Source organism: Lignipirellula cremea (genome assembly GCF_056501455.1).
In genome coordinates this window covers 1,135,358-1,149,583 of the sequence record NZ_CM151415.1, presented here as the reverse complement: position 1 = coordinate 1,149,583, position 14,226 = coordinate 1,135,358, and the positions used below count along the sequence as shown (strand labels likewise).

Below are 14,226 nucleotides of genomic sequence, written 5' to 3'. Positions count from 1 at the left end.
CCCGCTACGATAACCGGGCGAAGGCGCCGCAAGCAATCATTCGCCCTCGACGTCTTGTTCGACCTGAACCTTCGCTGCCATGCCCGAACCGACGCCCAAGCTCTCTTTTCGACCGCTGGAGAACGGGGACTACGCGCCGACCGTCGCTCTCTGGAACTGCTGCGAAGGCATCGGAACGCCCGAACCGCCCGAGCTGTTCGCCCGGTTTCTGATCCGCAATCCGGGATGCAGCCAGTCCGCCTGGGCGGGCGAGCGACTGGTAGGCGCCGTGCTGGTCGGCTTCGACGGCAAGCGGGCGTACTGCTACCACCTGGCCGTCGACCCGGCGTTCCGTCGCTACGGCATCGCGAAAACGATGCTCGCCCGGGCACTGCAGGCGGTGCAGCAGGAAGGGGTCGAAAAGGCGACCATCTTCCTGCTCCGCGACAACGCGGTCGGACGCTCGTTCTGGGAAGGGATGAACTGGATCGAGCGCGACAACCTGATCATCTTCCAGATGCCGCTCGACGGGCCCAACGCTTCATCCTGCTGATCTAGCTCCCGCAGGGTGGGTCGCCGAAGGGGACCGGGTGCCACTGGCTCAGCCAGTGCCGCGTCTGGATCGATCGTCCAACATGTCCGACTGACCCGTTCGTTCCAGCACTGGCAAAGCCAGTGGCACCCTCTTGAGACTCACGATTTAAAGCGACTGGCTGTACTACAGGGAGCGGTAGAAGGGCGACTATCGATGTCGATCGAGGACGATCACGCGTTCTGCGGTCAGCACGCCGCCGTCGAGTCCGGCGGATGCCTGCGTCGCGCCGAAGACGCCGATCTCCTGGCGGACGTAACGATGCAGGTTCAGGCCGGGCGTCGGATTCACGTAACGCAGGATCTGTCCTTCGGCGGTGACCAGCGCGAAGGGGGGGACGTTCTCCGACTGGCGATTGATCGGCATCAGGTAGCCGGTCGCGTCGTAGTTCGCCGCCGGCGCTGAATTGCCCGCGACGGAGGCTCCCGGCGCCGCGCCGCCGAACGGCGCGCTACCCGAGAGCGATCCGAGAGTCTCGCGACCGCCCAGCGATGAAAAGCCCTCCGCATCGTTGCGGCCCGTCCAGCCTTGGCCGGAGAAGAGCCGGTTCAGAATCGGCGGATCGGCCAGAGCTCGCGACGGAGCGTTCGCCGCCCGAAGTTGCGGAGCGACCGAAGCCGGGGCGCCGAACGGTCTTGAACTGGCCAGTCCGGCAGAGACTCCGGAAGGGACGCCGACTCCGCTCGCGGAAGGGCTTCCTGTCGTCGCGCCGCCGGCGGCGATCCGGGCCTTCTCCTGCAACAGGCGGAACTCTTTCGTCCGGACGAGGAACGCGTCCCAGCGAGCCGCTTCGCCCGGGTCTGGCGTCTCGGCCTTGCGCTTCTCGATTTCCGCGACCAGGTCGTTCAGGCGCCAGGATTCCATCGGCGTCGTGACGCGCCGCGCGAGTTCGAGTTCCATCGCCTCCCGCGTCCAGGTCGCGAAGTCGATCGTCGAACCGGCCGCGACGCCGGTCGGCGGAAGCGACGGAGGGACCGCCAAGCCAGACGATGTGCCCGCGAGAACTCCGCTGGCCGTGGTCGGCGCGGCGGCGCCGTTCGTCGGGTCGACCTCGAACGGCGGAGGACCGGCGAAACCGAATCCGCCGGCGGGCGCTGCGACCGGCGGGGCAGGGGAGCCCGGCGTCGCTTGCGGCGGAGCGACGCGATGGGCCGCGAGTTCTTCTTCGCTCAAACGCATCCGCTTGGGACGGATCGCGTTGGTGTGGATCCAGCGGAACTCGCCCGCAGGCGGCGCGACCATGCACCAGGTTTCAGGCTCGGCGCCCTGAAACGGGGCGAGCAGCTTGCGATTGAGGATTTCCACCCGCTCGCCGGGCTGAAGTTCGACCTGCCACTTGTGACGTTGCACGGCTTCGACCGACGTGCCGACCCATACGACGACGTCCGCCTCCGCGGCCTCGGCGACGTCCGGAGTCTCCGTGCCGCGCAGCGACCGGGCGGGGATCCAGCTGAAAGAACCCGCCGGGGGGCGAATGGCCATCCAGCCGTTCGCTTCGTGGCGGTAGACCTCCACCTCGACGCCGCGCTTCAACTTGCCGGTGACGTAGAACTCGTCGCCCGGGCCGCAACGGACCTCCGCCGTTTCGACGAAGACGAGCGCTGGATAGGGAAACTCCTCCTCCGCGGCGACTGCCTGCGAAAAGGACAGGTCAAAGGGCGCGAAGACTGGGACGAGGAACGCGACGGCCAGCCAGAGCGTCCGTCGTCCTGCGACGCGGATTCCTCGAATTTTTAGCGTGCTGCGGATCATGTCGCCGGTTCCTCCCTGAATCAGGCCCCGCAGTGCAGGGGCGCGGAGACGCTCGTAGCGCCGATTGCGGCATGGGCGAAAGACCGGTTGAAGAATTTCTCTTTCTTTTCACCGGAAATTTGACTAGCGAGAGGGCCGGCTGCCGATGCATATTAGTAACGCTAATGCTTCGATAGCCTCGCATCGGACGGCCTGATCATCGCTTTTACTTCGTTAACGGCGATTCTGACGACCTTCGGATGCCGCATAGAAGCTCCACAGTGGCGGATTCGTCCAGCACCATGAATCACTAGCCGCCGACCTCCTGCGTCGTGCACCTGTCGCGACGCCCGGTAGTCAGCATCCGCTCGTCTCCTGTCACCGTTCAGGGAGTCGAACGATGAGCGTCCGGAATGCCGCATTGATCGCGGCCATGGTTTTCGCCGTCCCGGCGACGGCTATTTTTGCAGGCGGAGCGCCCGAGTTCGGGACCGCCGAGCGGGTCGACCTGATCGAGGTCAACCACTACTACGACGAAAACGGCGCCCACCTGCTCGACCAGATCCTGTTCTACGAATGGGACGGTCGCGAAGCCCGCTATCAGGTCAGAGCCTGGCGCCTGCTCAAGACGCCGCAGCAGTACCCGCGACCGCTCGTCGACGGCCAGGGTTACGAGACGACGTGGCGCGAAGGCGCGCAAGCGCGAGTCGTCCGCTCGCCCAAGTTCCGCGAGACCTGGACGCAGTACGACCCGGAACTGCTCGAACGCCGGAACCTCCCCCGGGAAGAGCGTCGGGAACTGTTTCAGTCCGCCTCGACGCCGTAAGGGGGCGCCGCCTTCGTTCTCACGAATCTGTGCCATGCCCACATCGCGCCAGCAGGGTGGGCATGCAAGGTTCGGCGCGTCCTGGAGCATGCCCACCCTGCCCTCGGCAATGTGGGCATGGTGGACGGGACTGACGAAGCCTGATGAATGAGGCTGGTGCGACTACTACGTCGCCAGAAGCGAGCGTACGCTCTGCTTGAGCCGATCGCGATCGGATTCGACTAAGCTGAAGGCCAGCGAAGTCGAATCCCGAGTCGCATCGTCTCCAGGCATCCGAGAAAGCGCTCCGTGCTGCTGGCGCTCATTGTGCTCGCCGTCGTTTGCCTGGCGTACGCCAACGGCGCGAACGATAACTTCAAGGGCGTCGCCACGCTGTTCGGCAGCGAAACGACGAACTATCGCAGCGCCCTGTTGTGGGCCACGGGCGCCACGCTGCTCGGATCGCTCGCCGCAGTCTTTCTGGCGCAGACGCTGCTCAAGAACTTCAGCGGCAAGGGGCTCGTCGACGAGGCTCTGGTGTCGGACGTCCGCTACGGCGCCGCGGTCGCGCTCGGCGCCGGACTGACGGTCCTGCTGGCGACGCGGATCGGGATGCCGATCTCCACGACGCACGGCCTCGTCGGATCGCTGGTGGGGGCAGGCTGGGCCGCCGGATCGGTCATCGACCTGGAGAAGCTGGGGCTGAGCTTCTTCCTGCCGCTGATCGTCAGTCCGCTGCTGGCCCTTCTCGCGACGCTGGTCTGCTATCCGGCGTTCCGCACGCTAAGGAAGGCGCTGGGCGTGACGGAGCGGACCTGCTTCTGCGTCGGCGAGGAAACGGTCGAGTGCGTGCCGCGGATGGATCACGCCGCGGCTCTGGAACGGGTGGGCGTATTGAGCGCTCAGGTCGGAACGACCGTCGCGTGTCGCCACCACTACGAAGGACGGATGTGGGGGATCGAGGCGGGAACGACGCTCGATCGCCTGCATTACCTCTCGGCGGGCGTCGTCAGCTTCGCTCGCGGTCTGAACGACACGCCGAAGATCGCCGCCCTGCTGCTGCTCGCTCCCGCGCTGGGCGGATTCGGAAGCATGACGCTGGTCGGCGTCGCCATTGCAGCGGGTGGGCTCTTCAGCGCACGCCGGGTCGCCGAAACGATGAGCCAGAAGATCACGCCCATGAATCACGGCCAGGGCTTCACCGCTAACCTGATCACGGGCATCGTCGTCATCGGAGCCAGTCGCTTCGGCCTGCCGGTTTCGACGACGCACGTGAGTTGCGGCGCTCTCTTCGGCATCGGCACGATCACCGGCAAGGCGAAGCTCGCGACGATCGGCAAGATCCTGATCGCCTGGGTGACGACCCTTCCGCTCGGCGCAGCGCTGGGAGCCGCCTGCTACGCCGTCATGCGGCTGTTCTGAAGGAGTCGAGTCGTATTCGCGGGCGTTACGGCGCTTCCGGGCTCGCCTCTTCCTGCCCCAGCGCCATCCGCAGGAACATCGTTTCGACCTCGCGCTGGGCGTCGACGTTCCGCTTCTTGCGAAAGCCGTGGCCTTCGTCGGTCGCAAGGAGATACCAGACGGGCTCGCCCTCCGCGCGGACCTTCGCCACGATCTGCTCGGCTTCGCTCTGCGGCACGCGGGGATCATTCGCTCCCTGGATCACCAGCAGGGGCTGCTTCATCCGGTCAGTCAGGTTCAGCGGCGAGATCCGGTCGAAGATCGCCCGCATCGCCGGATCGCGTTCGTCGCCGTACTCCGCCCGCCGCAGATCGCGACGATAGCCTTCGGTATTGGTCAGGAAGGTCGTGAAGTTCGAGATGCCGACGATATCGACGGCGCCCGCCAGGCGATCCGAATACGCGGCCAGCGAGGCGAGCGTCATGAACCCGCCGTACGATCCGCCGTAGACCACGACGCGCGACGAATCGAGGTCCGGCTGCGTGGCAATCCAGTCGAGCAGCGCCCCGATATCCTCGACCGAGTTCTGCCGCAGCGGGCCGTTGTCGAGAGCGAGCCACTTCTTCCCGTAGCCCGACGAACCGCGAACGTTCGGCACCACCACCGAGGCGCCGAGCTCGTTCATCCAGTAGAGCGCCCGCGGATCGAACGTCGGCCGCGACTGACCTTCCGGCCCGCCGTGGATTTCGACGATGACCGGTCGCGGGCCTTCCTGCTTCGCGCGATACACGAATGCCGGGATCATCAGTCCGTCGAACGATTCGTATCGAATCAGCTCGGGCGCGACGAACGTCGCCGGGTCGAGCTGACCGGGCTCGGAGGCGGTCCAGCGAGTCAGCTCCTTATCCTCGATCTCCCACGTCCAGACGTCGCCCGGCGAGAGGGGACCCGTAAGATTGATCGCCAGCCGCTTCCCGTCAGGCGAGAACTTCAGCGCGGCCAGCACGCCGGGCGGAAGCTCCGGTTGCGGCAGGTCGCGCCTGGTAACGAAGTCTCGAACGAATACTCGCGAGTAGCCGTCTTCGTTGACCGACCAGGCGAGCAGCCTGCCGTCGTCAGAAATCGCAAAGTCCTCGACGTCCCACGTGGACGCTTTCGTGATCGGGGTCGTCTCGCCCGACTCCAGATCGATCTCGATCAGCCGCCGCGCCTCGACGTTCGCGTCGGAGGTCGTCACGATCGATCGTCCGTCGCGGGCGAACTTGCCTCCGGCATAGGAGGCCGGCGGCTTGTCCGCGCGGATCTGCTGAGCTTCGCCGGTCGTCAGATCGAGCAGCCAGAGCTGCGATTCCTGAATCGAGAGGTACTTGTCGAGCAGAGCCTTCGATCCGTCCGCGGAGATATCGAGCACGCCGAAAGCGCCGGTTCCTTCGAACACGACGCGGCGGTTCGCGAGGTCGTCGACGTCCGCCGCGAGGATGTCGTAGTCCGGCTCGCCCGGTCGAACCTGGCTCCAGAGCAGGAACTTGCCGTCCTTCGAGAAGACCGGCGTTTCGTTGCGCGTCTTCGCTTCGGAGATCGCCGTCTCCGAACCGCCCGGACCGGCGAGATAGATCTGGTAGTACTCCGCTCCGCCCGCGTCGCGCAGGTAGACGAGGCGATCGGTTCCCGGGATCGTCCTGACGCCCGTGACGGGATCGTCGAAGAAGGTGAGCTGCGTTCGAGCGGCGCCGGGCGACGCGACGCGGTGGATCTGCGACGTTTCGCCGAAGCGCGTCGTGATCAGCATCGAACCGTCCGCCGACCAGTCCTGGAACGCCGCCGACCGCGCGTTGCGGTAGCGTTGCAGCTCCTCGCGAAGGCCGGGCGGACTCTCCGGGATGCCGTCGAAGACCAGCGTGCCGACTTCGCGGCGGGGGAGAGCTTCCTCGGACGCCGATTCAGCGCCGGTGACCATGGCGGCAGAAACCCAACAGAGACACGAGCAGGCCGCCAGCCGTGCAAGCGAACAGAACTTCGACCGCATGCGACGCGACCTCGAACGAGAGCGAACGAATCGCGCGATATCGCGCGGAAAGACCTCGCGATCTTAGGCTTTCGCGAGCCTCGTTCGAATCAGGCACGCTCGTCGCGAATGGGCGAACCGCGCGGTCACGAGGCGGTGCGACGAGGCGCGTCGTCGTTCGTCCGACCAGTCCGATCGCATTGGAACCGCAACGCTGCGGTTCGAACCCTGCCGGGCGTCGTGCGAAGCTCACGCGCCGGCGTCATTCGAGGGGGGTAGATTGAAACTGCGAAACCTGGGGGCTCTGCCGCGTGCCTTGCGAGATTCTTTCAAAGGATCAGTTGAACGGTACGCTGAATGCATACTTCGTCCCGCGGCCACCCGCACGAACCGTCTGCGGGAGAGCCGGGAAGCGTGGCGAGCGGACGTTCCGTCGCTGCCGAACCTCTCCTTTTCTGAAGGGACGAACAGCATGTCTTCCGTCACGAATCGAACGGTCGCCGTCGGCGTCTTCTCCGACCGTCTCCACGCTCGCGAAGCGATCGCCGAACTGAAGGCGCTCGGCTTCGGCGAGAGCGAAATCGGCATCGCTTCCCGTCACGACGAGAACGATCCCGAACACGATCTGCTGCACAAAGACGAAGGGAATCACGCCGGCTCCGGCGCTGCCGCGGGCGTCGCAGGGGGTCTCGGAGTCGGAGCGCTGTGGGGTCTCGGAATCCTGGCAGGCGTTCTCCCGGCGATCGGGCCGGTGATCGCCGGCGGCGTGCTCGCCAGCATCGCGGCCAGCGCCGCGGTCGGAGCCGCTGCGGGCGGACTCGTCGGCGCGCTCGTCGGCATGGGCATTCCGAACGACGAAGCCGAGTACTACGAAGGCGAGTTCCGCGAGGGGCGAACGATCGTCACCGTCAACGCGCAGAGCCGTTTCGCCGAAGTGCGCGAAGTCCTCCGCCGTCACGGCGCCTACGACATCGAGACCCGTGCGAACGCCGGCACGCGGGTTTAGTGCGTGTCGCGACTCGCGATTCTCCGAAGCCTTCCCTGCACGAGCCGGGAAGGCTTTCTGCATGCATCGGGTCGTCGCTTGGTCGTCCGCGCGCCGCGTCGGACGATTTGCGACAATGATTGGCGACATTGGCGACGTGCCTGGAATTTCGAATTCAAGAGATTAGAAAGCAGCGACGATGAAGCGCACTGGCTCGGCAGTCTGGCAGGGGGGACTCAAGGACGGCAAGGGATCGATCAGCACGCAGAGCGGTGCGCTGGCGGAGTATCCCTACGGCTTCGCCGCCCGCTTCGAAGGAAAGCCGGGCACCAACCCGGAAGAACTGATCGGCGCCGCGCATGCGGGCTGCTTCACGATGGCGCTTTCGCTCATCCTGGGAGAAGCCGGCCTGAAGGCCGATCGCATGGAGACCTCCGCCGACGTGACGCTGGACAAGGTCGATGACGGCTTCGCCATCACGTCGGTTCACCTGACGCTCAAGGCCAAGATTCCCGGCGCCGATCAGGCACAGTTCGAGGAACTGACGAACAAGGCCAAGGTCGGCTGTCCCGTCTCGAAAGTCCTCGATACCAAGATCACGCTCGACGCGACGCTCGAATCGTAAACGGATCTGCGGGTTCGGGGCTTACTTCCGCGCCAGTTCCGCCGGCGGGGAAGTAGCGACGCGAGCGGCACGCTCGCGGAGGAGTTCTTCCGCGGCATGCCGGCGGGAGGCGACGCCGGCCTGGGGAATGAACGCGCCGCCGAGCAGCAGGAGCGTCAGCGCGAGCTTCGCGAAGCGCTCCCGCGGCCGCGCGGCGAGCGAGACGGCGCCGGGTTGGCGCCGTCCGCCGAAGATCGCGAAGTAGGCCTTCATCACTGCGACGCCGTTGAGCGCGCTGGCGAGCAGCACGCACAGGCCTACCAGCGGGTAAGCCTGCACCGCGCCGTCGAGCAGCATCTCCGAACCGAGGAAGCCGATCGTGCCCGGGAAGCCGACGCTGGCCAGGCCCGTGATCAGGAAGAAAGCCGCGAACATCGGCGTCAGGTCGTGCATGCCGTGGAAGTCGACCAGCGAGAGCCGGCCTTCGCGGGACTCGATCGCCCGCAACGTCAGGCCGAACCCCCCCATCGCCAGCGCGACGGAAAGCCAGACGCACAAACCGCCGGTCAGGCCGACGGACGATCCGCTCTCCAGTCCCGCGAGGGTCAGCGCCGACGCGCTGAGGAACAGGAAGCAGAAGAATCGTCGCGCCTCGGTCTGCACCAGCGTCATGCCGGCGGCATACACCGCGGTGACGAGCGCCCCGATGCCGAGCATTCGCAGCGTCCACTCCGGCGCCGAAGGGAGAACCAGCCGGAGCGCCGCGTAGTCCCCGAGCATCGAGACGGCGACCAGCAGCGCCGTGCCGAAGCTGGCACGCTCGAACAGGTCGGTCAGCCAGACGTGGAACGGAAAGAGCCCCGCGCGAATGAAGACGCCCAGAGCGAGCAGCGCGGCAGCCGCTGAGGACATCGGGCCGAAGCGCCCCTCGGCGTCGATCAGGGCCTGCCCCGCGACGAAGGCGAAGCTCATCAGCGTCATGTGAATCGCGTAGACGCGGACCGACTTGCCGCGGCGGCGCAGCTCGATCCCGGGCGGAATCGCGCTGGCGATGACCAGCGCGATCACGAGCCACGGCTCCTGAAAACCGAGCGCCCCCAGAGTCGCGGCGCCGCCGACCAGGTTCCAGGCGAACGAGAAGCGGTTGACCTTCGTCCTGAGGGTCACCGCCGTCGTCAGCAGGTACAGAAGCGCGACGAGCGGCAGCAGCGGCGCGCTCAGCTCGTCGATGACCAGCAGGTCCTTGCCGAACAGGAACCGCGAGAGACCCCACAGGTCGTGCGCTTCGTGGACATGCAGATCGTTGAAATCGATCCACGCCCCGATCGCCGAGAGCAGCGAGACGCTCTGCGCGACGAGCGCGACGCGGCGCGCACGTCGGGCGTCAGTCAGCGGCGCAGCGATCGCCGCGCCGATCAGGGAGGCGAGGATCGCGCACTCGATCCACGGAAAATGAAGTTCGATCATGGCAGGTATTCGTGCGACTCGAACGAGGGACGGGCCGCTTCCGCTTCAGTCGATTCCGGGCCGGCGAGCGCGGCGGTCCACTTCCGCTCGACCCGATCGAAGAACCGGAACAGGGCGACGAACGGTCCGGCGACGAAGCGGTTCAGCAGCGTGTCGAGGAAGCCCCGTTCGAGCGAGAAGCGATAGAGAAAACGCTGCACGGCTGCCGGAAGGAAGGCTCCCGCATAAGGGTTCGCGGACAGCCGTCGTTCGCCGATGGCGTTCTCCGCCGCGACGGCGTCCGAGAGCGCGGAGGGCGCCCTCAGGAACTGCAGCGTCCTCAGACAGGCGTGGCCGATGAGATGCGCGAGCGCCAGGTACCGCAGGCCGAGGCCGATCTCCGCGACGATGATTCCCACCTGCGTCAGCGAGGCGAAGCAGAGCTGGCTCTTGATATCGGTCTGCGAACGACGTGCGATCGCGGCGTAGATGGCCGTGATCGCCCCGAGCGACGTCACCAGAACGGCGAGCGTCGTCGACGCCTCGATCAGCGGCGAAATGCGAAGCAGCAGGTAGGCGCCCAGATGGACCGAAAGCGCTCCGTAGAAGACGGCGCTCGACGGCGTCGGGCCCTCCATCGCCCGCGGAAGCCATCCCGAAAAGGGAACCAGCGCGGACTTGCCCGCCGCCGCGATCAACAGCAGCGAGCCCGCGAAAAGGGCCTGCGACGAAGTCACCGTCGCGACGCCGGCGGGCCAGGCGCCCGAGCCGACCATGCGATCGAAGTCGCCTTCGCCCGTAATGTGATGCAGGGCCACGGCGCCGAGCAGGAACGCCGCGTCGGCGAAACGATAGACGGTCCAGATGCGCTGGCCGTTCCGCACGGGGCCGGTTCGCTCGTGATAGAACGCGACCAGCAGCGCGGAGGACAGACCCACCAGTTCCCAGCCGGCGAAGAGCGTCTCGATCGTGCCCGCGGCGACGGAGACGACCATCCCCAGCAGGAAGATCGCCAGCAGGAAGAAGAACCGCAGGAAGCCGTTCTCGCGATGGAGGTAGGCGCTCGCGAACGCGGAGATGACGAAGCAGAGCACGTAGCTGAGCGCCATCACCGGCACGGAGAGCCGATCGAAGATGAACTTGATGCCGAAGCGAAAATGCTCCGCTTCGGGACCATGACCGCCGGCGTAGGAAACGATCGCTCCGCCGTCGAAAGCGACCTCCGGCTGACCGGAGATCGCGAGCGCCGAGGCAGCGCCCAGGACGCAGAGCAGGCCGAGCGCGACGACGCAGCGGCTGGTCAGGCTGATCGCGCGCTCGGAGAGCTTCCGCCCCAGCAGGGTCGCGACCCCCAGTCCGATCACCATCAGGCCCGGGACGACGATCGCCGCCGTTCCGAGAAGGATCGTCGCTCGTTCCGCGTTCATGAATTCGCTCCCGCTCGCTGCGTTTCGCGAAGAACGCTCCCGGCGTCGAATTCCTCAGGCAGCAGGCCCGACGCGACGAGCGCGTAATCGAGGTGTTCCCGCTGTCCGCGGAAGACGTCGTACGAAGTCTCGAACGTCGGCAACGCGCGGCCTGACTTGCGATAGGGGACGAACTCTCCCGCGTGGTAACAGGTCAACGCGCCGGTCTGCGGGTGGAGCAGAACGCACCGGATCCATTCGTGTTCGATCGCATGGCGGACGTTCTCGTCGCGAGCCATCACCTTGCGGATCGCGGCCTCGGTCGTTTCGATCACGAAGATCGATCGCATCGGCTCGTGGATCTCGACCATCTGCCAGGGAAGGCCGGTCCGAAGGTCGCTGGCGGCGCCGTCCATTACGCCCAGGAAGCCGCTGACGTTATGGGGCAGCTTCGTCGCGCATCCGTAGCCGTACGGGTCGACATAGGAGAAAAAATATTCGAGGTTGATGCCCCCGCAGACCGGTACCACGGCGCCGAGGATTCGCCCGACGATAGTGGCCTCTTCGTCGTCGATCGCCGGGTCGTACGACGTCAGAAAGCAGCGCCGGTCCATGTAGAGACCGCGAGTGCGCGCACGCCGCCCGACGAAGGTTACGGCGTTGCTGGCGTGACCCGCTTCGGGACGAACCTGCGACAGGTCCTCCGCGCGGTTCTCGACATGCACCAGCGCTTCCTCGGACGTCAGGTCGAGCGGCGCCGAGACGAACCTCCGGCAACGCTCCTGGGCGTTGAGTTGCGAGACGCGGGCGAAGCGACGTTCCGCCTCCGCGAACTCGGCCTGATACCCCTCGGGAAGACGATCGACGTCGTAGAACTCGACGCCGTCCGACGTCGTGTCATGAAACCCGCCGACGAATCGCGTATCGTCCGGGATCGAAATTTCCCGCGCGCTCAACATGGCCCGCACGCGCGGATCGTTGGCCATCGCGGCGAAGGAGCGAGCGTTGGGACCGCCCCGACCGCCTCCGCAGGCGCCGCAGTTGTAGGCCGACTGATGCGGATTGTTCACGCTGCCTGCGCCATGACCGACGAACAGGATCAGTCGCGCGAAGTTCCGTACGAGCCCCATATCGCGAAGCATCCGCTCGACGATCGCCGCCATCTCGGCCGGCTGAAAACCGAGTCCCGGCGGATGCGAACTGGGCGCACAGTCTCCCCGCTCCAGATGGAGGAATGTCTCGTCGGGATGGCGAATCAGCACGCTCGCATGCTGACGCAGCCGCGCGGTCAATCGCGGAAACAGTACCCGGGCGGCCAGCGGAATCGCCGCGAGCCAGCCGAACCCGGCAGAGAGCGCCGCACCGAGAAACAGGCTGTGACTGTTCGAACTGACCGTGCGGCTCGCTTGCCCGAACAGTCGCCGCGCCTTTCGACGCCGGGCGAAATCCTTCTGCAAGCGCTCGGCGACGTCCTCGGTGACCCAGCGCTTCGGCTTCATCACCGCAGGGCAGAGGGCGGCGAAGTCCGCGTCGCCCGCGCCCCGGTAGTAGATCGGAACGCTGAAGAATCCCGCGGCGCCGAAGGTCTCGCACGCAGGGGTCGTCTCTTCGAGCCGACGCCGGAACGACTCTTCCCGTTCGTCCAGACAGAAGATGGCCTGGAACGAGGGTCGCGGTCGATTCCGCGCACGATCCGCCTGGCGCTTCAGCGTCGGCTCGGCGATGGCGTCGAGCGTCTTGCGGAAGTAGCGCTCCTCGTAGGCCGTGTGCAGCAGTCGCCGCCGCTCCACGCCGTGGAACGACTCGATCTCCTCGAGCAGTTCGTACCATTCCGCTCGCGAGAGACCCGCTAGCTGCTCCGCCGACCAGCCGAAGACCTGCGCCAGTTGGAAGACCACGAACGCACGCTGTTCCACCGTCGCATGGCGGGGCTTTCCGATCTGCTTGCGCAGCGCCGACTTCAGTTCGGACAGCGGTCCGCGGTAGTTCAGTTCCTTGCGAGCGAAGTAAGCGAGCGAGAGCCGATCGAGCAGCAACCGGACGGCGAGGTATTCCTCGAAGCTCCCCTGCGGAATGGGCCGGACGACTTCGGAACTTCGATGTACCAACTGCACGATCATGCCCGCCCAGCCGCGCAGCGCCAGGGCCGTGGCACGGAGGAACTCGTCCTGCTCCGCCCGATTGATTCCGAGATCGTCGAGCGATTCCTGAATCGCGTCGAGAACGGAGAGCCCCTCGCGCTTCCAGCGCCGCAGCTCCTTCGCCAGCGGCTTTCGCCACGCTTCGCAGAGCAGGGTGTCGCTGCCGCAGGTCGCGAGGAAGCACCCCAGGAAACCTTCCTCCCGCGCCGGCGGTTGCCAGCCGGCGACGCCCTGATCGAGGAACGCACCGCAGAAGCGAATCAGCAGATCGTCGACCGGCTGGTCCGCGTTTACCCCGGTCGCTTCGTGCAGCAGATCGCGATGGCGGATCGTCCGATGCGAGGTCGTCGGGGCGTGAGGAGCGCCATGCACGCCCTCGCGGGAGGCTCGCCACAGCGCCTGCAACGCGAACGCCTCCCAGGTCGGTTCGGACCAGCTCTCCGCGTTCGAACCGTATCGCCGCGCGAACTGCTCGGTCTGTTCGCGGAAAGCGCTCGATCGTTCGATCGCCGAGGCGCCCTGGCCCGCCTCGCCTGCCGAGAAGCTCCGCATGGCCCAGCGTCGCGTCCGCTCGACCGACTGCGCACGCAGCGACGGCTCCACGTCGTCGCGAAAGCGGGTCAAGGCATCCGATTCGGCGACGACCCAGCGAAGCTCTTTGTCGGTTCCGCCGTAGAGCGGACGGAGCAGCATCGCGCTGCGAAGGGCCCGCCGCGAAACGAGCGACGCGACGAGTTCTTCCGCGGATTCGCCAAGTTCCCGTTCGAGGATTTCCTCGACCTCCTGCGGATCGATGCGACCCGAGGTCAGGAACTCGCGGTAGCGCTGCTCATGAAGATAAGGCTCGCAGCCGTAGACCCGCGCGCCCTCTTCGACCCCCTCATGAAAAGGAAGATGCTCGAACGCATGCAGCGTGTTGTGATGGATGAAGACGCCGATCGGTCCCTGCGACGGCAGGTAATGCGCCGCGTGCTCGATCGAGCGCCGCAATTCCTCGCGACGCATCCGGCACGCGACGGCAGCGGCTTCCGGCGAAGCGGCAGTCGACGAAGCGACGGTATCCGGCAGCGGCGCGCGTTCTCTGGCGATCATTTCGTGAGCCCCCCGTTTCGCGGACAGGTCGTCGATGGA

Annotated in this window: 10 protein-coding genes; 5 read left to right on the top strand and 5 right to left on the bottom strand. The window is 66.3% G+C overall.

The window, feature by feature from the left end:
- Positions 1-79: 79 nt before the first annotated feature.
- Positions 80-532 carry a GNAT family N-acetyltransferase gene (locus SH602x_RS04520; protein WP_479475660.1) on the top strand — a complete coding sequence of 151 codons (453 nt, stop codon included), beginning with the start codon at positions 80-82 and terminating at the stop codon, positions 530-532.
- A 189-nt stretch (positions 533-721) separates the two neighbouring features.
- On the opposite strand, the gene SH602x_RS04515 is transcribed toward SH602x_RS04520, so the two are convergent.
- Positions 722-2,323 (bottom strand): SH3 domain-containing protein, encoded by a 1,602-nt coding sequence (locus tag SH602x_RS04515; protein WP_479475659.1) that lies wholly within the window; start codon positions 2,321-2,323, stop codon positions 722-724.
- Between the two features lie 379 nt (positions 2,324-2,702).
- On the opposite strand from SH602x_RS04515, the gene SH602x_RS04510 reads away from it, so the two are divergent.
- Positions 2,703-3,128, top strand: coding sequence for a hypothetical protein (locus SH602x_RS04510; protein WP_479475658.1), 426 nt, complete (start codon positions 2,703-2,705; stop codon positions 3,126-3,128).
- 288 nt (positions 3,129-3,416) lie between these two features.
- Entirely contained in the window at positions 3,417-4,529 is a 1,113-nt protein-coding gene (locus SH602x_RS04505; RefSeq protein WP_479475657.1) for an inorganic phosphate transporter, read from the top strand.
- 25 nt (positions 4,530-4,554) lie between these two features.
- Here the strand turns inward: SH602x_RS04505 and SH602x_RS04500 are convergent, their stop codons facing one another.
- A complete protein-coding gene (locus tag SH602x_RS04500) occupies positions 4,555-6,465 on the bottom strand; it encodes a S9 family peptidase (RefSeq protein ID WP_479475656.1) in 1,911 nt (636 codons plus the stop codon).
- A 520-nt stretch (positions 6,466-6,985) separates the two neighbouring features.
- Between SH602x_RS04500 and SH602x_RS04495 the strand changes: the two genes are divergently transcribed.
- Both SH602x_RS04495 and SH602x_RS04490 read left to right on the top strand, forming a co-directional pair.
- On the top strand, positions 6,986-7,519 hold the full coding sequence (locus SH602x_RS04495) for a hypothetical protein (protein WP_479475655.1): 534 nt from the start codon (positions 6,986-6,988) through the stop codon (positions 7,517-7,519).
- Between the two features lie 178 nt (positions 7,520-7,697).
- The gene (locus tag SH602x_RS04490) at positions 7,698-8,123 is read left to right on the top strand and encodes an OsmC family protein (RefSeq protein WP_479475654.1); all 426 of its coding nucleotides are present in this window, start codon (positions 7,698-7,700) and stop codon (positions 8,121-8,123) included.
- A gap of 21 nt (positions 8,124-8,144) precedes the next feature.
- Here SH602x_RS04490 and SH602x_RS04485 read toward each other — a convergent pair whose 3' ends face one another.
- From SH602x_RS04485 to SH602x_RS04475, 3 genes are read right to left on the bottom strand one after another with little or no spacing between them, the layout of a single operon-like run.
- Positions 8,145-9,569: a proton-conducting transporter transmembrane domain-containing protein gene (locus SH602x_RS04485; RefSeq protein ID WP_479475653.1), complete on the bottom strand. Its 1,425-nt coding sequence runs from the start codon at positions 9,567-9,569 to the stop codon at positions 8,145-8,147.
- Positions 9,566-10,975, bottom strand: a complete 1,410-nt coding sequence (locus tag SH602x_RS04480) for a proton-conducting transporter transmembrane domain-containing protein (protein ID WP_479475652.1) — start codon at positions 10,973-10,975, stop codon at positions 9,566-9,568. Before SH602x_RS04480 ends, SH602x_RS04485 begins: the two co-directional genes overlap by 4 nt.
- Positions 10,972-14,187, bottom strand: a complete 3,216-nt coding sequence (locus SH602x_RS04475) for a DUF2309 domain-containing protein (RefSeq protein ID WP_479475651.1) — start codon at positions 14,185-14,187, stop codon at positions 10,972-10,974. The genes SH602x_RS04480 and SH602x_RS04475 overlap by 4 nt, the downstream gene beginning before the upstream one ends.
- Positions 14,188-14,226: the final 39 nt, after the last annotated feature.

Bases quoted from the DNA above. Each gene is read 5' to 3' on its own strand.
- SH602x_RS04520 (WP_479475660.1), top strand. From the start codon at position 80: ATGCCCGAACCGACGCCCAAGCTCTCTTTTCGACCGCTGGAGAACGGG.
- SH602x_RS04515 (WP_479475659.1), bottom strand. From the start codon at position 2,323: ATGATCCGCAGCACGCTAAAAATTCGAGGAATCCGCGTCGCAGGACGA.
- SH602x_RS04510 (WP_479475658.1), top strand. From the start codon at position 2,703: ATGAGCGTCCGGAATGCCGCATTGATCGCGGCCATGGTTTTCGCCGTC.
- SH602x_RS04500 (WP_479475656.1), bottom strand. From the start codon at position 6,465: ATGGTCACCGGCGCTGAATCGGCGTCCGAGGAAGCTCTCCCCCGCCGC.
- SH602x_RS04495 (WP_479475655.1), top strand. From the start codon at position 6,986: ATGTCTTCCGTCACGAATCGAACGGTCGCCGTCGGCGTCTTCTCCGAC.
- SH602x_RS04490 (WP_479475654.1), top strand. From the start codon at position 7,698: ATGAAGCGCACTGGCTCGGCAGTCTGGCAGGGGGGACTCAAGGACGGC.
- SH602x_RS04485 (WP_479475653.1), bottom strand. From the start codon at position 9,569: ATGATCGAACTTCATTTTCCGTGGATCGAGTGCGCGATCCTCGCCTCC.
- SH602x_RS04480 (WP_479475652.1), bottom strand. From the start codon at position 10,975: ATGAACGCGGAACGAGCGACGATCCTTCTCGGAACGGCGGCGATCGTC.
- SH602x_RS04475 (WP_479475651.1), bottom strand. From the start codon at position 14,187: ATGATCGCCAGAGAACGCGCGCCGCTGCCGGATACCGTCGCTTCGTCG.